Raw genomic sequence first — 20836 nt, forward strand, 5'->3', positions numbered from 1 at the left:
TTATCAACGTGATTGAAGAAATCAAACAAGATGCGCAAGAGCGCATGAAAAAAAGCATTGATTCACTTAAAAATAGCCTAAATAAAGTAAGAACGGGCCGTGCTCATGCTTCACTTTTAGATAATATTACTATTGAGTATTACGGCGTTGATACGCCACTCAATCAAGTAGGTAATGTTTCTGTGCCTGATGCTCGTACTATTGCGGTAACTGTTTTTGATAAAAGCATGATATCAGCGGTAGAAAAAGCAATTATGTCTTCTGATCTAGGATTAAACCCTTCATCACAAGGTACATTAATTCGAATTCCTTTACCGCCATTGACAGAAGAACGTCGTAAAGACTTAGTGAAAGTGGTCAAAGGCGAAGGTGAAAACGGTAAAATTGCGATTCGTAATATCCGCCGTGATGCAAATTCGGACATTAAATCACTTAATAAAGAAAAAGAAATTAGTGATGATGAAATGCACCAGTCAGAAGATGAAGTGCAAAAAATTACAGATATTTATATCAAGCAAGTAGATGAAATTCTTGCTGATAAAGAAGCTGAGTTAATGGAAATTTAACGCCTAATAGCATGTAATAACGTCGCAGCTACCACTGCGGCGTTTTTTATATCTTGTTGATTGTCAATGGAGTTTTTGTGTCACAATCATTAAATGCTGACAATATAGATCTTATCCCTCAACATGTTGCCATCATCATGGACGGCAATGGTAGATGGGCGCAACAACGTGGTAAATCACGTGTTGTGGGTCATAAAAATGGCGTCGAATCGGTTCGTGCTGTGGTTTCTACCGCGAGAAAACAAGGCGTGAAAGCCTTAACCTTGTTTGCTTTCAGTAGTGAAAATTGGCGTCGTCCGGAACAGGAAGTAGGCGTATTAATGGATTTATTTATGTTAGTGTTAACGCGTGAAGTTAAGAAGCTACATAAAAACAATATCCGGTTTCAAGTCATTGGCGACACATCAAAGTTTTCATCCTCTTTACAAGAGAAAATTACTGCTGCAGAAAAACTAACACATCATAACGATGCCATGGTATTGTCGGTGGCGGCAAATTATGGAGGGCGTTGGGATATTACCCAAGCGGCCCAAAAACTCGCAATTGAAGTTCAGCAGGGTAATATCGATGCTCAAGACATAACTGAGTCAAGCGTTGATCAATATACAAGCTTAGCTGGCTTGCCTGAGCTTGACCTACTAGTCAGAACCGGTGGTGATTACAGGATCAGTAATTTCTTATTATGGCAAGCAGCATATGCCGAGTTTTATTTTACCGATATTTTATGGCCTGACTTTCAAGAACAGGCTTTTTGTGAAGCTTTAGCAAGCTTTAGTGGCCGAGAAAGGCGCTTTGGTCAAACGGGTGACCAAGTTAAGGAAAACAGATAACAACCAACAATTACATATATAAGGGTTATCTTTTGTTATTAAAACGTATTATTACAGCTTTGGCATTAGCCCCATTAGCAATTTGGGCTATTTTTTATATGTCGCTGGAACATTTTGCTTATTTCATTATGGTGGTGATGGCCATAGGAGCGTGGGAGTGGGGGCCTTTAATGGGCTTTAAAAACAACCGTCGGCGTTTGGCGTTCGTTGTGGCCACTGTTACGTTAATTTCCTTATTATGGTATCAAATACCTTTGTTTGCGTTATGGCAAGATCCCATGGTGTTAAATCAACATGTCAGTTATTTATTGTGGCTAGCTGTAGTGTGGTGGCTTTTATCTGCAACGCTAACATTTTTATACCCTCGGTGTAGTAAATTTTGGTCAAGTCATCGCTCAGTGCGAGGTTTATTCGGTTGGTTAACACTTGTACCTACATGGCTTGCATTTATGGTGTTAAGAACAAACCATTATCAAGATGACCCATATCACGGTGCACAATTGATTATGTTTTTATTTTTGATGGTATGGGCTGCTGATATCGGTGCTTATTTTGTTGGTAAGTCAATTGGTAAACATAAATTAATGCCCAACGTGAGCCCTGGTAAAACGATGGAAGGTTTTATTGGCGGTGTTATTTTTGCTTGTATATTAATTGCAATAGCAGGATATTTCTTGGATTGGCAAAGTAAACAATATTTAACGGCTATTGGTGTTACTGCCTTGATCACAACAATTTCAGTGCTTGGCGATTTGAATGAAAGTATGTTTAAACGACAAGCTGGCATTAAAGACAGTGGTTCTATTTTACCCGGTCACGGTGGCGTACTTGATCGTATTGACAGCTTAACGGCAACAGCCCCAATATTTGCTCTGTGTTACGCGTTTTTTGGATGGTCTTAAAGTTATATGATACGTAACGTTTCAATTTTAGGTTCAACGGGCTCTATTGGCACGAATACGCTTGATGTTATTAAGCGTCATAAAACCCTGTTCAATGTTGTGTCTTTATCTGCTAATAGTAATGTTGCTTTGATGCTAGAGCAGTGCCAACAGTTTCTTCCTAAAAAAGTCGTTATGGTAGATCCTACTGCTGCTGCCGACTTAAAAGCTCAACTAGCAAAAGTTTCACTCGAACATATTCATGTCAATAGCGGTCATGATGCACTTGTTGACATTGCTGGCTGTGAAAGTGTTGACACAGTGATGGCTGCCATTGTTGGTGCTTCTGGATTATTACCAACACTTTCAGCGGTTAAAGCCGGAAAGCGCGTATTGCTAGCGAATAAAGAAGCGTTAGTCACCTCGGGACAAATTTTTATTGATGCTCTTAATAACTCACAAGCGCAATTGTTACCAATTGATAGTGAACATAATGCAATATTTCAATGTTTACCCTCCAATGAACAACAAGCGATAGGTCAGTGTCAACTTAAGCAAAATGGCGTAAGTAAGGTGTTGCTTACCGGCTCTGGTGGGCCCTTTAGAACGCTCGATAAAGCCAAACTTCAACATGTTACGCCTGAACAAGCATGTACTCATCCTAATTGGGACATGGGGAAGAAAATTTCTGTCGACTCGGCCACGATGATGAATAAAGGATTGGAATTTATCGAAGCAAAATGGTTATTTAATGTTTCTCCTGACGATATCCAAGTGGTATTGCATCCGCAAAGTACCATTCATTCTATGGTGCAATATAAAGATGGCTCAGTTATCGCGCAGATGGGTAATCCAGACATGCGTACACCCATTGCGCATGCATTAGCCTTTCCCGATAGAATTGACGCGGGCGTTGAGCCGTTAGATTTTTTTAGCACCCCATCGTTTGATTTTGAACAGCCAGATTATGAGCGCTATCCTAATTTGAAGTTAGCGATAGAAGCGTGCAAATATGGGCAAGGCGCTTGCACCGCATTAAATGCTGCAAATGAAGTTGCAGTGTCTGCATTTTTAGCCCAGGAAATTAAATTTACCGATATTTACAAAATAAATGAAACTTGTGTGAAAAATTTTGTCTCACAACAGGTAGAATCAATTGAAGAGGTTGTGGCATTGGATTTACTCGTTCGTGAGTTTGCCAAAAAACAAGTGTTAATCATAACGAAAGCTGGTAACGACAAAAAGAAGGTAAATAATTCATGATTGAATTTTTATGGAATCTTTTGTCTTTTATCGTGGCATTAGGCATTTTAATTACCGTTCATGAATATGGCCACTTTTGGGTTGCGCGTAAAAACGGCGTGAAAGTACATCGATTTGCTATCGGTTTCGGCAAACCCTTATGGCGAACCTATGACAAACACGGCACTGAGTTTGTTATTGCAATGATCCCTCTCGGCGGTTATGTAAAAATGCTAGATGAGCGTGTGGATGACGTTGCTGATGCAGATAAACATGCCACTTTTAATAGTAAAACAGTTTATCAACGAATTGCGATTGTTGCTGCTGGGCCATTAGCCAACTTTCTTTTTGCAATTGTCGCTTTTTATTTAATGTTTATTCTTGGTATGCCAAGTGTAAAGCCCGTGATTGGGCAAATAACGCCATCATCCATTGCTGAACAGGCATTGTTAACGCCTAATAGTGAAATAGTAGAAGTGGCTGGACAACACACAATTGATTGGCAAGCAGTAAATTTAGCATTAATTGCTAATATGGGTGAAGAAACAATTGCTATTAAAACACGATCAAGCGATAGTGCCTCAGTAAGAGAATACCAATTAAATACCACCGATTGGCAGTTTTCACCAGAAAAGCAATCAGCAATAGAAAGTATCGGTTTACGACCATTTATGCCGAAAACTTATACTGAGATTGCGCTAGTTGCGGAAAATAGTCCGGCTGAGAAAGCAGGTTTACAAGAGTCAGATCAAATACTTGCGATTGAAAATGAAAAAATTAAAGACAATTGGCATAAATTTACGGAACTAATTAAAAGCTACCCTAATCAAACCATCGTGCTTGACGTAGAACGTGCCGGTAAATTGCTTACTATTGACGTTACGCCTCAGGCAAGAGACGTAAATGGTAAAACGGTTGGTTATTTAGGTTTAGCGCCAAAGGTTGATCCTTATCCAAAAGCGTATCAAATAGAGATATCGTACGGTATATTTGACGCTTTAACGCAAAGTTTAGTAAAAACATGGCAACTTGTGACACTAAGTTTTGATATGATAGGTAAATTATTGACGGGTGATGTATCAGTCAAGAATTTAAGCGGTCCGATAGCAATAGCTCAAGGTGCTGGTGATCATGCAGGTTATGGTTTTGTTTATTTTTTAGGCTTTTTAGCGCTAATTAGTATTAATTTAGGCATAATTAACATTTTACCGGTTCCAGTACTTGATGGCGGACATTTAGTTTATTACTTTATAGAGCTTTTAACGGGTAAGCCGGTATCAGAAAAAGTACAAGAAATAGGTTTTAAATTTGGTACACTAGCCATATTGGGCTTGATGAGTATCGCTCTTTTTAACGATTTATCGCGGTTATAAATAACAATAAGTAGTTAAGTTTAGTTTTTATGATGATGAAAAAAATAGCCTTTGCGGTAATGTTAGCTGCCACAGGTACAAACGCTCAAGCAGCGGAAGAATTCCAAGTAGAAGACATTCAAGTAAAAGGGTTACAACGTGTAGCACTAGGTGCAGCGTTAACACATATACCTTTTAATGTTGGTGATACATTAAATGAATTTCGTATCTCACAATCGATAAAGTCTTTATATAAGTCAGGGCACTTTAATGATATTTCTGTTTATCGTAATGGTAAACGTGTCATCTTTAGAGTTCGTGAGCGTGAAACTATCAGTGAAATTACTTTTGAAGGTAATAGTGATCTGAAAGAAGAACAGCTTGTTGAAAGTCTAGAAGGGCAAGACATTCGCGTTGGTGAAACACTAGATCGAACAGTTATCACTAACTTAGAATCGGGCTTAGAAGACTTTTATCACGGTGTTGGTAAATATAATGCTGATGTAAAAGCAGAAATTACGCATTTACCTCGCAACCGTGTTAACTTGAAGTTTGTTTTCACTGAAGGTGATGCCGCTGCTATACAACGCATTAATGTTGTGGGTAATGATGTTTTTACTGATGATCAATTACTTGAACGAATAGAATTAACCTATGATTCTCCCTGGTGGGATTTCATGGCGCAAGATCGTTATCAAAAGCAGAAACTACAAGGTGATATGGAAACGATCGAAAGTTATTACTTAGATCGCGGTTACCTTCAATATCGCGTTGATTCTACTCAAGTATCAATGACACCTGACAAGAAAGCTGTATATATCACGCTCAATGTCACGGAAGGTGAGCAGTATACAGTCAGCGAAGTAGATTTTATCGGCGATATGGCTGGTTTTGAAAAAACTATTCGTGCGATTAACCCTTTACGGGCTGAAAAATTGTATAACGGTGCTGAAGTTACTTACACCGAAGAAACAATCAGTAAATTTCTCGGACGTTTCGGTTACGCTTATCCTAAAGTAACCACGATCCCAGAGATCAACGAAGAAGACAAAACAGTTAAACTCACTATTTCTGTTGACCCTGGTAAACGTATTTACGTAAATCGCATTAACTTTTCAGGTAATAACGTTACTGCTGACCGCGTATTACGTCGTGAAATGCGTCAAATGGAAGGTGCATGGTTATCAAATGCATTGGTAGAAAATTCAAAAGCATGGTTAATGCGACTTCCATATATGGAAGAGGTCGAATTTGAAACTGTACAATTACCTGAAGAAGATGATTTAGTTGATGTTAACTTTAGTGTTAAAGAACAACCTTCGGGCTCGTTTACTGCCGGTATTGGTTATGGCTCAGCCACAAAACTAAGCTTAAATGCAGGTATTCAGCAAAATAACTTTTTAGGTACAGGTAACCGTTTAGCATTCAATATTAATACCGTAAGCTACTCTCGTGCTGTTAGTATTTCTTATACAGATCCTTATTTTACTACGGATGCTATCTCACTTGGTGGAACCTTGTTTTACAATGAGTTTGATGCGGGTAGTGCAAACTTGGTTGAATACAACAATAAAACTTATGGCCTAGGGGTAAATTTTGGTTTCCCTATTAATGAATATGTACGTTTAAACTTCGGTTTAGGTTATAAGCATAACGGTATTACTCGATTACAAACTTATGAACAAATTCAACGTTTTTATGAGTTGTATTCTGATCCAAGTGACCCTGATGCAGGCTTAGCATTTGATAACTTTGATATTACCGCTGCTATTTCTCGTTCTACATTAAACCGTGGTACGTTCCCAACAGCAGGGTCGCAACAAACCTTATCGTATAAAATGACAACGCCTAACTCTGATACTAATTATTTTAAAATTAATTTAGATACTAAGTGGTATTTCCCAATCGCACGTGGTTGGAGCTTTAAAACAAGCTTAAATTTAGGTTACGGTAATGGTTATGATACGATAAACGGTAGTGATCAAATGTTACCGTTCTGGGAGAATTTTAGAGCGGGTGGTGGTTCAGATACCTTACGTGGTTTTGAAACTAACATTGTTGGTCCTCGCGCAATATTTAGGTATCCTACTTCAATTCCAGGTACGCCTGATCCAGTTGGCGGCGGAGGTTGCTGTTTAGGGCCTGATCATGATGTAATTGACGTATCACAACGTTCAGTTGGTGGTAATGCCATTGCATTAGCAGGGATTGAATTAATTGTTCCTACGCCATTCTTAGATGAAGGCTTTGCTAACAGTGTAAGAACAAGCTTCTTCATTGATGCAGGTAATGTATGGAACACTGAGTTTGATATGAACGATTATCAAGACTTAGCAGCGCGAGAATTGGTAAAAGTAGATGATTATTCAGATGTCGGACGCTTTAGAGCATCTGGTGGTTTATCTATACAATGGTTGTCGCCCATGGGGCCGATGATTTTTAGTTTTGCTAAAACCCTTAAAGAAGAAGAAGGCGATGATACTAAATTCTTTAACTTTAATATTGGCAAAACCTTTTAAACGAAATTTTAAACCTTATATAAAAATAAATAGAAGCGAATTTACGAGCTAGGAGATTACATTGAAAAAGTTATTTAAATCGGTTGCATTGGCAACAATTGCTTCAAGTGCATTATTATCGGGCGCTGCAAGTGCTGCAGATCAAAAAGTTGCCGTAGTTAATTTTCAACAAGTAATGCAACAAATACCACAAACTGATGCGTTAAGACAACGATTAGAAGCAGAGTTCAAAGATTCGCGTGCTGAATTAGAGCAACTGAAAAAAGATTTTGAATATTTTCAAAATAAAAAAGAACGTGATGCTGAGCTAATGTCAGAAAAACAAAAAACTGATTTAGACAAGCAAATTGCTGATACGTATCGTGCGTACCAGGAAAAAGGTCAAAAATTACAAAAAGACGCAGGCGCTCTTCAAAACCAAGAAACCAACAAGCTGTTGGCGTTAATTGGTCAAACGGTTGAGTCTATTGCGGCGAAAGAAAAATTTGATTTAGTGATCAGAAGAGAAGCACTTGTATTTGTTAATCCTGATACAGATATTTCTGCACAAGTCATCGAACAAGTGAGCAAATTACAAAACTAATGTGAATTTATTCATAGTTTTAGTTAATTAATAAAGCGCTGTTTTTAACAGCGCTTTATTTTTTTGTGTTAAATCACATAAAGTTACCATGACATTAAACATCGAGTTAATAACATTTGGTATAAACAGCGATTCTCTTAACTGATTTGATAAAAGGTTAAATACTGAGGAGGCGCTTTAATTAAAACATTAACCGAAGTACAGATTAATTAATGCAATAAAAACGTGAAAAAACAGATAAAAATACCGACTCAGCGTATTTTAGTTATCCACATCTGATCTGAAATAGCCTACAATTAATCATATTATTGCTAATGGCTATTGACGGTTGTCCATCGGTTTTGCAATAGGTTATTTTTAATACTGGCAGGGCTGTATGAATCACGTTTGGTATCACCAAATAAAAGTATGCTAATACCGCTACTGTTTAAAGTACTATTGTCTAAAGACTGAAAGTTAAATTGCTTAACTCTATGCTAAAGATAGTTGGTTTAGATGACTACATAGCGCTATTTCTAACTTGAGATAAACGACATATTCAATCATTCGAATGATTGAACACAGATACATAGCCCCTAGGTCCTTGAAAAAAGAAATTGTTAATCATGAGCTATACACTTGAAGAAATTGCACAAAAAATAGGCGCAACAGTAAAAGGCGATCCTACTTGTTCGGTCAACAAACTTGCGACATTATCAGAAGCCCAATCTGGTGACATCGCATTTCTATCGAATACCAAGTATCAACAGCAACTTGAGTCAACTAACGCTTCTGCCGTTATACTTTCTTCAGAGTGTGTAGAAAGTTGCCCAACTAATGCTTTAGTAATGAAGAACCCTTACTTAGGTTATGCAATGGTTGCACAGTTACTTGATACAACACCAGCGCCAGCGACCTTGATACACCCTAGTGCTGTTATCGAAGATGACGTTGTTATTGGTAAACATGTTGCCATTGGTGCTAATGCCGTTATCGAGGCTGGTGCGGTGCTCGAAGATAATGTTTGTATTGGCGCAGGTTGCTTTATTGGAAAAAAAGCCCATATTGGCCAACATACTCAGCTGTGGGCTAATGTCTCTATTTATCATCATGTTAATATAGGTAAACATTGTTTAATACAAGCCAATACCGTGATTGGCTCAGATGGCTTTGGTTATGCAAACGATCAAGGAAAGTGGATTAAAATCCCGCAACTAGGTACCGTTATCATTGGTAATAACGTAGAAATTGGTGCCAGTACAACGATTGATCGAGGTGCATTAGGTAATACTGTTATTAAAGATGGCGTGATCATCGATAATCAAATTCAAATTGCGCATAATGTAACTATTGGTGAAGGTACCGCGATGGCTGCCTGTAGTGTTATTGCCGGTAGTACAACTATTGGAAAAAATTGTACTATCGCAGGTCTTGTTGGTATAAACGGTCATATTACAATCGCTGATGGTTGTATATTTACGGGCATGACAATGGTTACAAAAGATATACCACAAGGCGGTGTTTATTCATCAGGCGCACCTTGTCAGCCAAATAAAGAATGGCATAAAACGAATGCAAGAATTAGAAAGCTAGAGGCAACTAATGCTAAAATAAAAGCATTAGAGCAGCAAATAAAAGCACTGACTGCTAACGTGAACTAGGTGTAATAAACCCTAGATAATAAGTAGAAAAGGACATTAAATTGGACACTCAAAAAAACACAATAGATGTAGAAGAAATACGTAAGTTGATTCCACATCGTTATCCAATGTTATTAGTTGATCGCGTACTTGATTTTGAACCTGGAAAATCACTGCATGCGATTAAAAATGTTACTATCAACGAGCCTGTTTTTACTGGTCATTTTCCTGATTTAGCTATCTTCCCTGGCGTAATGATTTTAGAAGCACTTGCTCAAGCGACTGGCATTTTAGGCTTTAAAAGTACAGAAGCGAGAGAAAAAGATGAAATGTACCTGTTTGCTTCCATTGATAATGCGAAATTTAAGCACCCAGTATTACCGGGTGACACGATGCACCTACATGTTGATTTTTTGAAAGAACGACGTGGTATGTGGAAGTTTTATGGCGAAGCCCGTGTAGACGGTAAAGTTGTATGTTCTGCTGATTTGATGTGCGCACGCCGTAAAATGTAATAGGAGTTAATCTTGATCCACCCTCAAGCCATTATTGAAGAAGGCGCAGTCATTGGTCAAAATGTTACGATAGGTCCTTGGACTTATATCAGCAAAAATGTGGTAATTGGTGATGATTGCCACATTGGTCCTAACGTTGTGATTAATGGCCCGACTGAATTAGGCAAAGGAAATAGGATATTTCAATTTGCTTCCATAGGCGAGGATTGCCAAGACTTAAAGTATAACGGTGAGCCTACCAAATTGATTGTAGGCGATAATAATATTTTTCGTGAATCATGTACCGTTCACCGCGGTACCATTCAAGATCAAGGAATAACCGAAATAGGCAGCAATAATTTATTTATGGCTTACACGCATGTCGCTCATGATTGTGTTGTAGGTAATCACTGTATTTTAGCGAATAATGCCTCAATTGCTGGTCATGTTCATGTAGGTGATTATGCTATTTTAGGCGGCCAATGCGGTGTGCATCAATTTTGTCATATTGGTGCTCATAGTTTTGTCGCTGCAACCTCATTGATTTTAAAAGATGTACCGCCCTATGTCATGGCTTCAGGTAATGCGGCAAAGCCTTACGGACTTAACAGCGAAGGTTTAAAACGTCGAGGCTTTTCAAGTGATGCAATCAAAGCGATTAAAAAAGCTTATCGTAAGGTATTTCGTGCTGGTTTAACGATAGATGAAGCATTGGCTGTTATTGCAGAAGAAATTCCGCAGCGAGATGAAGTATCACTTTTTACTGATTTTATTAATCAATCTAATCGCGGCATTATTCGATAATCATGACAGCAACGCTTGAAAACACTGAAAATGTATCAGAAAGTACACCTGTTTTTGGCATTGTCGTCGGCGAACATTCGGGTGATACCTTAGGAGCAGGGTTAATTTCTGCGCTAAAAGCTCATTATCCTAAAGCGGAATTTGTTGGAATTGGTGGGCCTAAAATGAAGGCACTTGGCTTCGACAGTCTTTATGACATGGAAGAACTTTCGGTCATGGGGATTTTTGAAGTACTCGGTCGTTTAAGGCGATTGTTTAAAGTACGTGATCAACTTGTTGATTATTTTAGTACGAAACGCCCCGATGTTTTTATTGGTATTGATGCCCCTGATTTTAATTTAAGACTTGAGCTACCCCTCAAACAACGAGGGATAAAAACTGTTCATTATGTCAGTCCAAGTGTTTGGGCATGGCGACCTAAACGCATATTTAACATAGCAAAAGCAACCGATATGGTGTTAAGTCTTTTGCCTTTCGAAAAAGCATTTTACGATAATTATCAAGTGCCTTGCACGTTTGTTGGACATCCGTTAGCTGACGATATTCCCATGTTATCCGATAAAAAACTTGCTCGTGAAAAACTGCAATTAGCAGATAGTAAAACACTTGCAATTATGCCAGGTAGTCGAGGCGGAGAGCTTACTCGTTTGGCACCTATATTTCTTGAAGCGGCAAAAACGTTACATCAGCAAGACGCTGATTTGAGCTTCATTGCGCCCATGATCAGTGATAAACGCGCGAAACAATTTACTCAGATATGTCAAGACATCGCGCCAACACTTCCTGTTAAGATTGTCGTTGGAGATACCCAAACAGTAATGGCTGCGAGCGATTGCTTGTTAACGGCATCAGGCACGGTCACCTTAGAAGCTGCACTGATTAAAAGGCCAATGATCATTTGCTATAAGTTTAATGCTTTCACTTACCATATGTTTAAAGGATTTGTGAAAGTGAAATGGTTTTCATTGCCAAACTTATTAGCCAATAAAACTCTTTTACCTGAACTTTTACAGAGTCAGGTGACGGTAGAAAATCTATTACCCTTATTAACAGAGCGTTTATATCAGCCACAAGATGATTTAACAAAGGCCTTTACCGACATTCACCATAGTTTACGACGTGATGCGAGTAAACAAGCAGCGTTAGCGGTTGTCGATTTATGTGAAAGTAAAACATAATATGAGTAAAGTGAAACTAACCTTACCGCCTTTTATCTACCCAATAGCTTATCGTATTGCAGGTGTTGATGAAGTTGGCCGTGGTCCTTTAGTTGGTGATGTAGTAACCGCTGCCGTTATTTTAGACCCTGAAAACCCTATTGAAGGCTTAACAGACTCGAAAAAATTATCAGAAAAAAAACGTAATATGTTATCTGCTGAAATTAAAGAAAAAGCCACAGCTTGGTATATCGGTAGAGCAACACCAGAAGAAATTGATACATTAAACATTTTACATGCAACGATGCTCGCAATGCAGCGAGCAGTTCAAGGGCTTTCAGTTGAACCTGATTATGTATTAGTCGATGGTAACCGATGCCCAACGTTTCTCAGTTCAGATTTGAGTTCAGACGGTAAAATTGCAAGCCAATCTGTGGTAAAAGGTGATTTACGCGTGGCTGAAATTAGCGCTGCTTCTATTATTGCCAAAGTAGCGCGTGATCAAGAGATGGTAGCACTTGATGAACAGTATCCTGATTACGGCTTTGCTAAACACAAAGGCTACCCGACGAAATTACATTTAGAAAAAATAGTCGAACTTGGCGTACTAGACTGCTATCGTAAAAGCTTTAAGCCAGTTGCCGCTTTACTAAATCAATAAGTATTAATTAACCGCATGTCAGAATCTCAAGAATTGTCTACCGCATTTTCTCCGCCAAAGTTTGTACATTTACGTGTGCACAGTGACTATTCTATGTCAGATGGTTTAAATAAAGTTAAGCCCATCATTGCCAAGGCACAAGAAATGAACATGCCGGCGATAGCATTAACCGATCAAACGAACTTTTGTGGCTTAGTTAAGTACTATCATGCCTGTCATGGCGCAGGTATAAAACCTATTATTGGTTGTGACTTTTGGGTCAAATCTGAAGAGCTCGGGGATGAATTGTCACGTTTGGTCGTGATATCTACTAATAATGATGGCTATAAAAACTTAACTGAATTGATTTCTAAGGCGTATTTACGTGGCCATGTGCAAGGTAAAGCGGTGCTCGATAAAGAGTGGTTAGTTGAGTACGCGCATGGCTTAATTTTATTGTCTGGCGCTAAAGATGGTGATGTTGGTAAAGCGCTTTTAAAAGGCAACCAAGCTATGGTTAACTCGATGGTGCGCTTTTATCAGCAACACTTTCCTGACCATTATTATCTTGAGTTAATTCGAACCGGCCGCGAAGACGAAGAAACTTACTTACATCTAGCGGTAGAACTTGCCGAGCAAAATAACCTTCCTGTTGTGGCAACCAATGAAGTTGTGTTTCTCACCGAAGATTTATTTGATGCGCATGAAATCCGGGTGGCCATACACGACGGCTTTACTTTAGATGATAAACGTCGACCTAAAAAGTATAGCCCTGAGCAATACCTTCGCAGTGAAGCTGAAATGTGCGAGCTGTTTGCTGATATTCCAGAAGCGCTAGAAAATACCGTTGAAATAGCAAAACGTTGTAATGTAACAGTAAGACTAGGCGAATATTTTCTGCCTGACTTTCCAACGGAAGGGATGAAAATAGATGATTTCTTAATTAAAGTCTCGGAAGAGGGGTTAGAAGAACGATTAGAATTTTTATTTGATAAAAACGCCCCCAACTTTGCTGAACTACGCCAACCTTATGATGAACGTTTGAAAATAGAATTAGACGTTATCAATAACATGGGGTTTCCTGGTTATTTCTTGATCGTGATGGAATTTATTCAGTGGAGCAAAGATAATAACATTCCTGTTGGACCGGGTCGGGGCTCTGGCGCGGGGTCTTTGGTTGCTTATGCATTAAAAATTACTGATCTTGATCCGTTAGAGTTTGACTTACTTTTTGAGCGATTTTTGAATCCTGAGCGTGTCTCAATGCCTGATTTTGATGTCGATTTCTGTATGGATCGTCGAGATGAAGTCATTGATCACACTGCAGAATTGTATGGTCGTGACGCCGTATCGCAAATTATTACCTTTGGCACCATGGCTGCTAAAGCGGTTATTCGTGATGTGGGCCGAGTACTAGGGCATCCATATGGTTTTGTCGATCGCATTTCTAAGTTGGTTCCAAGCGATCCCGGTATGACGCTAGCAAAAGCCTTTGAAGTCGAGCCTAAATTACCAGAAGTTTACGCGCAAGACAGTGACGTAAAAGACTTAATCGATATGTGTCGTACGTTAGAAGGTACTACACGTAATGCAGGTAAACATGCTGGTGGGGTGGTTATCTCACCGACAACAATTACCGACTTTGCTCCGCTTTACTGTGATGATGAAGGCAAAAACCCCGTTACTCAATTTGACAAGAACGATGTTGAAGATGCCGGCTTAGTTAAATTTGATTTCTTAGGGCTAAGAACACTGACCATTTTACAGTGGGCTGTTGAAATGGCGAACGATAAGTTAACGAAACAAGGTAAAGAACTTATCGACATAGCCGCGATTCCTCTGGAAGATAAAGCGTCGTTTAAAGTATTGCTTGCCGCGAAAACAACTGCAGTATTCCAATTAGAATCGTCAGGTATGAAAGCCTTAATTGAGAAATTAAAGCCTGACTGTTTTGAAGATATTATTGCCTTGGTTGCCTTGTTTAGGCCAGGGCCGCTTGATTCGGGTATGGTTGATAATTTTATCGAACGTAAACATGGCCGAGAGGAAGTTTCTTATCCAGACGTTAAATGGCAACATGAGTCATTAAAGCCAATTCTAGAACCAACCTACGGTATTATTTTATATCAAGAGCAAGTGATGCAGATCGCTCAAGTACTTGCTGGTTACACCTTAGGCGGAGCAGATATGCTTCGTCGAGCAATGGGTAAAAAGAAGCCTGAAGAAATGGCTAAACAGCGTGCGATCTTTGAAGAGGGAGCAAAAAGTCAAGGTGTTGATGGCGAACTCGCTATGAAAATATTTGACTTGGTAGAAAAATTTGCGGGTTATGGTTTTAATAAATCGCATTCTGCCGCCTATGCCTTAGTGTCGTATCAAACCTTATGGATGAAAGCGCATTTTCCTGAGCCTTTCATGGCTGCGGTAATGTCTGCTGATATGGACAATACCGATAAAATCGTAACGCTCGTTGATGAATGCAGTAATATGGGACTAACCTTATTACCGCCAGATGTAAATTCAGGTCAATATAAATTTACCGTTAATGATAACAATGAAATTGTTTATGGTATTGGAGCGGTTAAAGGGGTAGGTGAAGGACCTATTGAAGCGATTATTGCTTCAAGAAATGCTGACGGCCCTTTTGTTGATTTATTTGATTTCTGTGCTCGAGTCGATTTAAAGAAAACCAACAAGCGCGTACTTGAACGTTTAATTAAATCAGGCGCTATGGATAACTTAGGGCCCAAAACTGATAAAGGCCCGCATCGTGCTGCACTTTTTGAAACGTTGCCGGAAGCGATAAAAGCGGCAGAACAACATGCTAAAGCCCAAGCGTTAGGTCAAGACGATTTATTTGGTTTAATAAACGAAGAACCGGATGATACCCGCCAAGCGTTTAAAGATGTGCCTATGTGGCCAGAAGAAATTTGGCTAGACGGTGAAAAAGAAACACTTGGCTTATACTTAACTGGTCATCCAATTAATCGTTATTTAAAAGAAATAAAACGTTATTCATCGGGTCGTTTAGTGTCAATGCAACCAACTGGTAGGGATAAAACAGCAACAGCGGTTGGTTTAGTATTAAGTGTACGTGTATTGGTGAATAAAAGAGGTCGGCGTTGGGCGTTATTGACCTTAGATGATAAAAGTGCTCGCATGGATGTGAGGCTATTTCCTGATGATTATGATACCTTTGCTGAATTACTGGTTCCTGACGCAATTTTAGTGTGTAGCGGACAGGTCAGCTTTGATGATTACTCTGGTGGTATTACAATGACGGGTCGCGATATTATGACTATCGCTGATGCGCGTGAAAACTATCTGTCTTCAATCGACATCAGTGTAGATCGCAAGGATATGGCGAATAATTTTATCGAGCAATTTAGTCAGGTATTATCTGAGTATAAAGATGGTACTTGTCCAATTCGTGTGTTTTATCAAAGAGATGAAGCAAAAGGTATGTTAGAATTGGGCGTACAATGGCGAGTGACACCCGATGATGCATTATTGCATCAACTAAAAACATTAGCGGGCGAAGAAAATCTCGCACTACAGTTTAAATAATTAGCGTGTTAAATACACGGTAACTTTTGTTAACGCATAGGTAATAAAAACATATGTCATTAAACTTTTTAGACTTTGAGCAGCCGATTGCTGAACTTGAAGCAAAAATTGAAGAACTACGATTAGTCAGCAAAGGGCAAGAATTAGATCTTGACCTAGAAGAGCAAATTAATCAGTTAAAAGAAAAAAACAAAGAACAAACAAGAAAAATATTTGCCAATTTAGATCCATGGCAAACGGCGCGTGTTGCTCGTCATCCTCAGCGACCTTATACCTATGATTACCTGTCGCGTATTTTTACTGACTTCGATGAGTTGGCAGGTGATAGGGCATATGCTGACGATAAAGCAATCGTAGGTGGTACGGCTAGATTAGATGGCAGACCTGTGATGATTATTGGCCATCAAAAAGGCCGTTCGACGACGGAAAAAGTAAAACGCAACTTTGGTATGCCAAGACCAGAAGGCTACCGTAAAGCGTTACGTTTAATGGAAATGGCTGAACGCTTTAATATGCCTATTATTACCTTTATTGATACGCCAGGTGCATACCCAGGTATTGGTGCTGAAGAGCGTGGTCAAAGTGAAGCGATTGCGAAGAACCTACAAGTAATGGCGCGCTTAAATGTACCGGTTATTTGTACGGTTATCGGTGAAGGGGGTTCTGGTGGTGCCTTAGCGATTGGTGTGGGCGACCGAGTTAACATGCTTGAGTATTCAACGTATTCGGTTATTTCACCTGAAGGCTGTGCTTCTATTTTATGGAAAACAGCAGAAAAAGCACCAACAGCCGCTGAAGCGATGGGGATCACTGCAAAGCGTATTAAAGAGTTAGGCCTGATTGATAATGTGATCACTGAACCAATGGGCGGTGCGCATCGTGATAAAGATGAAATGGCTGCTGTGTTAAAGCAATCGCTTAAAGACGGTTTAGCTGAGCTAGAAGGCTTAACTAGCGAAGAATTAATAGAGCAACGCTATCAACGACTCATGTCTTACGGCTATTGCTAATAATGAGGGGCTTGATGTTAACGCATCAAGCCTTTTTCTATGAACAGCATTTATGCTCAATTTCAGCAGCAGTTACTCCCCTTTATTGAATGCCCTATTTGCATCGCTTATAGCGGAGGAATTGACTCTCAAGTATTGCTACACCTCTTTGCGAGGTTAAAAAAAACTACCCCTTTACTTTCAATAACAGCATGCCATGTTAATCATGGTTTAAGTAAAGACGCAGGTAAATGGCAGAACTTTGCAGCTAAACAATGTGCATTGCACGGTATTTCATTGAATACTGAAACAGTCCACCTAGTTAAAGAGTCTCGACAAAGCCTTGAAGCCATTGCAAGAGAGGCACGATATAAAGTCTTTGACCAAGTCACACCAAGTAACGCGTTAATTGTTACAGGTCATCATTTAAATGATCAAATGGAAAGTTTTATACTCGCATTAAAAAGAGGTTCAGGTGTGCAAGGCCTAGCAGCTATAAAACCTGTCTCGCAATTCCGTTCTACCAGTAAAACTTTATTACGGCCATTGTTATCTATTTCTAGACAAGAGATTGAAGCTTATGCCAATGAAAATAAATTGCTTTGGGTTGAAGATGAGTCAAACAACGATCCAATTTTTGATCGTAACTTTATCCGTCATCAAATCACGCCAATATTAGAAAGCCGTTGGCCTAGTATTGCGTACAGTATTGCTCGTACTGTGTCACATTGCCAAGAAACGCAGACATTAATTGATGAAATTGCCGCGCAAGATTTAGCTAAGTGTTGTCCTGAACAGGCTAAAGGTCTTTGTATTGACGCATTACTCGATTTATCAACAATTAGGCGAAAGCACGTCATTCGCTTTTTTTTAGCTTCACATAATATAACCATGCCAAGTGAGCAACAGTTACAACAGCTTTTTGCTGGCTTAAGTGTTGGATCAGAAAGTAAGCGACAAGTTAAAGTTGGCGATGGTTGGTTACGTCAGTATCAAGGAAAGCTTTATTTAACACAAAGCTATACAGATGTGCAGAAATGGCAACAAGTCATAGATGTACAAGAGTTAGTGGACAGCCCCATTCATATCACTTTACCTGATAATATGGGGACATTAACATTGAGCCATTGCACAAAAGAGTGTACGCAAGCGCAAGTGTTTTCAGTGGATAATACAACTAAAGAGCTAACTGTCTCATTTACGCAACCACAAGATAAAGTCTTACCTGATTATCGACAACATCGACGTGAAATGAAGAAAGTTTGGCAAGAGTTGAATGTTGCGCCTTGGCTACGAAAACGCACACCGATGATTTATCTGGATAAACAACTGGTTGCGGTAGCGACTTATTTTGTCTGTCAGCCTTATGTTAAAGATAAACATCAATTAAATATCAAAGTTGACTGGCTAGAATAAAGTGAGTCAGGTTAGAATAAACGCATTCGGCATTTATGCCACCCCCACAAAAATATTATAACAATCGGAGTTTCTATGAATTTAGTATTAAAGCTTATTATCGGTATAATCGCTGGTATATTAGTTGGGCTTTACGCACCCGAATTTATTGTTCAGTTAGTATTTACTGCGCAGAACCTTATTGGTCAACTGATTAAATTTACTATTCCACTGATCATCTTATTTTATATTGCCAGCGGTATTGCCTCTTTGCCTAAAGGCTCCGGTTCATTGCTAGGTAAAACGGTAGGATTAGCCTATGGTTCAACTATTATTGCCGGTATTCTTGCCTTTATAGTTGCTAGTAATGTCTTGCCTGAGTTAACAGCGAGCACAGTTGCAGAAGCCTCACATGGTGGCACAGCTAAAGGCTTTATCGACATTCAAATAACGCCGCTATTTGATGTGATGACGGCATTAGCGATAGCGTTTATTTTTGGTATTGGTATTAGTGCGACAAATGCTAACTCATTAAGAACGACCTTAAATGAAGCAAAAGATGTGATTGAACAATTACTATCAAAGGTTATTATTCCTGCGCTGCCATTTTATATCGCGGGTGTTTTTGCCGAAATGACCGTTGATGGTTCCGTTTTCTCAACCTTAAAAACCTTTGGTATTGTACTTGTACTTGCGCTTGTTATGCATTGGATTTGGATCACTGTATTGTATGTAACGACAGGCCTTGCTATTGGAAAGTCTCCAGCAACATTGTTAAAAAATATGCTGCCAGCATATTTCACAGCATTAGGTACTATGTCTAGTGCGGCGACAATTCCTGTGTCACTACGTGCAAACAAAGAGAATGAAGTAAGCGATGGCGTGGCTAATTTTACCGTGCCATTATGTGCTTCAATTCATTTAAGCGGTTCAACAATTACCATCGTTACTTGTGCTACGGCAGTAATGATCATGACTCCTGGGTTATCCTTACCAGGGTTAACTGGTATGTTAGGCTTTATTTTTATGCTTGGTGTTACTATGATCGCTGCACCAGGCGCGCCTGGTGGTGCTGTGATGGCTGCGTTAGGGTTATTAGCAAGTATGCTAGGATTTACTGATGCAGCACTAGCATTAATGATCGCTCTTTATATGGCTCAAGATAGCTTCGGTACAGCATGTAATGTAACTGGCGATGGTGCAATTGCGCTTTGGGTAGATAAGTTTGCCGGCGGAGAAGGGCTAACGCCTATCACTGATAAAGAATAAATTACACTTTATTCAATAGAAGGTCGCGATAGCGGCCTTTTTTGTGGTTTTATTTTATATAAAACCACTATTTTTATAAGGGTTTTGCAGGCATAATAGCGCAAAATTTATGAGGATTTATTAATGTCAGTAGAACAAGCTTTGCAAGCACGAAGTAATTCACAATGCGAACTTTGCACATCAAAGGATTCATTATCTGTCTATCTTGTACCTCCGGAAAGCGATGGAAGCGTGCAACAAACAGCTTATTTGTGCGCTACATGTATAGATCAAATAAATGGTGATCAAGACATGAACCTTAATCATTGGCGCTGTTTAAACGATAGCATGTGGAGTCAAGAACCGGTGATTCAGGTATTGTCTTATCGTATGTTACATAAGCTATCTTCAGAGAGCTGGGCACAAGATGCAATAGACATGCTTTACTTAGAAGATAACGTAAAACATTGGGCTGAACAGGGTATAGCGGCAGAGCAAACTAATGGGCCAACACGTGATAGTAATGGTACTGAATTACAAGCTGGCGATAACGTGACCTTGATAAAAGATTTAAAAGTAAAGGGTGCTAATTTTATTGCAAAACAAGGCACCATGGTCAGAGGTATTTCATTAACTGATAACCCTGAGCATATAGAAGGTAAAGTAAATGGCACTAAAATTGTGCTTGTTTCAGCTTACTTAAAAAAAGCGTAGGGTAAAATCACATAATACGTGTATTGACTTATTGTCAGCACATGGTCATTATTAGCTTACTTAATGAATTTTATAAAAAACGTCGTAAGAATTACATGTTAACTTTTCAGCAAATAGTCCTCTGTAAAACACCTAAACTACGTATTGTTGTTAAAACAATGCGCTGGTGTGTTTTTGCTGCGGAAAGATAACGTTCGTTTTTGTCTTAAAACCGCAGTTTCTACTGCGGTTTTTTT

General features: G+C 39.2%; 17 protein-coding genes. All 17 read left to right on the forward strand.

Features of this window, described 5'->3' with window-relative positions:
- Window positions 1–8 precede the first annotated feature (8 nt).
- On the forward strand, window positions 9–566 hold the full coding sequence (frr, locus tag Q4489_RS06880) for a ribosome recycling factor (protein WP_303478386.1): 558 nt from the start codon (window positions 9–11) through the stop codon (window positions 564–566).
- A gap of 59 nt (window positions 567–625) precedes the next feature.
- Complete coding sequence (gene uppS / locus Q4489_RS06885; protein ID WP_303478540.1) at window positions 626–1396, forward strand: polyprenyl diphosphate synthase; 771 nt, start codon at window positions 626–628, stop codon at window positions 1394–1396.
- Window positions 1397–1428: 32 nt separating this feature from the next.
- Window positions 1429–2298, forward strand: a complete 870-nt coding sequence (locus Q4489_RS06890) for a phosphatidate cytidylyltransferase (RefSeq protein WP_074498430.1) — start codon at window positions 1429–1431, stop codon at window positions 2296–2298.
- A gap of 9 nt (window positions 2299–2307) precedes the next feature.
- Window positions 2308–3540 carry a 1-deoxy-D-xylulose-5-phosphate reductoisomerase gene (gene ispC / locus Q4489_RS06895; RefSeq protein ID WP_303478542.1) on the forward strand — a complete coding sequence of 411 codons (1233 nt, stop codon included), beginning with the start codon at window positions 2308–2310 and terminating at the stop codon, window positions 3538–3540.
- A complete protein-coding gene (gene rseP / locus Q4489_RS06900) occupies window positions 3537–4892 on the forward strand; it encodes a sigma E protease regulator RseP (RefSeq protein WP_303478388.1) in 1356 nt (451 codons plus the stop codon). Before ispC ends, rseP begins: the two co-directional genes overlap by 4 nt.
- Before the next feature lie 29 nt (window positions 4893–4921).
- Entirely contained in the window at window positions 4922–7390 is a 2469-nt protein-coding gene (gene bamA, locus Q4489_RS06905) for an outer membrane protein assembly factor BamA (protein WP_303478389.1), read from the forward strand.
- Window positions 7391–7451: 61 nt separating this feature from the next.
- Window positions 7452–7973, forward strand: a complete 522-nt coding sequence (locus tag Q4489_RS06910; protein WP_286272339.1) for an OmpH family outer membrane protein — start codon at window positions 7452–7454, stop codon at window positions 7971–7973.
- 605 nt (window positions 7974–8578) lie between these two features.
- Window positions 8579–9613, forward strand: coding sequence for a UDP-3-O-(3-hydroxymyristoyl)glucosamine N-acyltransferase (lpxD, locus tag Q4489_RS06915; RefSeq protein ID WP_303478391.1), 1035 nt, complete (start codon window positions 8579–8581; stop codon window positions 9611–9613).
- A 41-nt stretch (window positions 9614–9654) separates the two neighbouring features.
- Entirely contained in the window at window positions 9655–10107 is a 453-nt protein-coding gene (gene fabZ, locus Q4489_RS06920; RefSeq protein WP_303478393.1) for a 3-hydroxyacyl-ACP dehydratase FabZ, read from the forward strand.
- A 12-nt stretch (window positions 10108–10119) separates the two neighbouring features.
- Entirely contained in the window at window positions 10120–10890 is a 771-nt protein-coding gene (gene lpxA / locus Q4489_RS06925; RefSeq protein ID WP_303478395.1) for an acyl-ACP--UDP-N-acetylglucosamine O-acyltransferase, read from the forward strand.
- Window positions 10891–10892: 2 nt separating this feature from the next.
- Window positions 10893–12068 carry a lipid-A-disaccharide synthase gene (lpxB, locus tag Q4489_RS06930; RefSeq protein WP_303478397.1) on the forward strand — a complete coding sequence of 392 codons (1176 nt, stop codon included), beginning with the start codon at window positions 10893–10895 and terminating at the stop codon, window positions 12066–12068.
- Window position 12069: 1 nt separating this feature from the next.
- Window positions 12070–12708, forward strand: a complete 639-nt coding sequence (rnhB, locus tag Q4489_RS06935) for a ribonuclease HII (RefSeq protein WP_303478399.1) — start codon at window positions 12070–12072, stop codon at window positions 12706–12708.
- A gap of 15 nt (window positions 12709–12723) precedes the next feature.
- Window positions 12724–16254: a DNA polymerase III subunit alpha gene (gene dnaE / locus Q4489_RS06940; RefSeq protein WP_303478401.1), complete on the forward strand. Its 3531-nt coding sequence runs from the start codon at window positions 12724–12726 to the stop codon at window positions 16252–16254.
- A gap of 53 nt (window positions 16255–16307) precedes the next feature.
- Complete coding sequence (gene accA / locus Q4489_RS06945; RefSeq protein WP_303478403.1) at window positions 16308–17264, forward strand: acetyl-CoA carboxylase carboxyl transferase subunit alpha; 957 nt, start codon at window positions 16308–16310, stop codon at window positions 17262–17264.
- A gap of 39 nt (window positions 17265–17303) precedes the next feature.
- Window positions 17304–18659: a tRNA lysidine(34) synthetase TilS gene (gene tilS / locus Q4489_RS06950; RefSeq protein WP_303478404.1), complete on the forward strand. Its 1356-nt coding sequence runs from the start codon at window positions 17304–17306 to the stop codon at window positions 18657–18659.
- 75 nt (window positions 18660–18734) lie between these two features.
- Window positions 18735–19907 (forward strand): dicarboxylate/amino acid:cation symporter, encoded by a 1173-nt coding sequence (locus tag Q4489_RS06955; protein ID WP_303478406.1) that lies wholly within the window; start codon window positions 18735–18737, stop codon window positions 19905–19907.
- A 123-nt stretch (window positions 19908–20030) separates the two neighbouring features.
- Window positions 20031–20600, forward strand: coding sequence for an alkylphosphonate utilization protein (locus tag Q4489_RS06960; protein WP_303478407.1), 570 nt, complete (start codon window positions 20031–20033; stop codon window positions 20598–20600).
- The last annotated feature ends 236 nt before the right edge of the window (window positions 20601–20836 follow it).

The sequence above is a fragment of the Thalassotalea sp. 1_MG-2023 genome, assembly GCF_030546745.1.
GTDB lineage: Bacteria > Pseudomonadota > Gammaproteobacteria > Enterobacterales > Alteromonadaceae > Thalassotalea_C.

Bases quoted from the DNA above. Each gene is read 5' to 3' on its own strand.
- rseP (WP_303478388.1), top strand. From the start codon at position 3,537: ATGATTGAATTTTTATGGAATCTTTTGTCTTTTATCGTGGCATTAGGC.
- bamA (WP_303478389.1), top strand. From the start codon at position 4,922: ATGATGATGAAAAAAATAGCCTTTGCGGTAATGTTAGCTGCCACAGGT.
- lpxD (WP_303478391.1), top strand. From the start codon at position 8,579: ATGAGCTATACACTTGAAGAAATTGCACAAAAAATAGGCGCAACAGTA.
- lpxB (WP_303478397.1), top strand. From the start codon at position 10,893: ATGACAGCAACGCTTGAAAACACTGAAAATGTATCAGAAAGTACACCT.
- rnhB (WP_303478399.1), top strand. From the start codon at position 12,070: ATGAGTAAAGTGAAACTAACCTTACCGCCTTTTATCTACCCAATAGCT.
- dnaE (WP_303478401.1), top strand. From the start codon at position 12,724: ATGTCAGAATCTCAAGAATTGTCTACCGCATTTTCTCCGCCAAAGTTT.
- accA (WP_303478403.1), top strand. From the start codon at position 16,308: ATGTCATTAAACTTTTTAGACTTTGAGCAGCCGATTGCTGAACTTGAA.
- tilS (WP_303478404.1), top strand. From the start codon at position 17,304: ATGAACAGCATTTATGCTCAATTTCAGCAGCAGTTACTCCCCTTTATT.
- Q4489_RS06955 (WP_303478406.1), top strand. From the start codon at position 18,735: ATGAATTTAGTATTAAAGCTTATTATCGGTATAATCGCTGGTATATTA.
- Q4489_RS06960 (WP_303478407.1), top strand. From the start codon at position 20,031: ATGTCAGTAGAACAAGCTTTGCAAGCACGAAGTAATTCACAATGCGAA.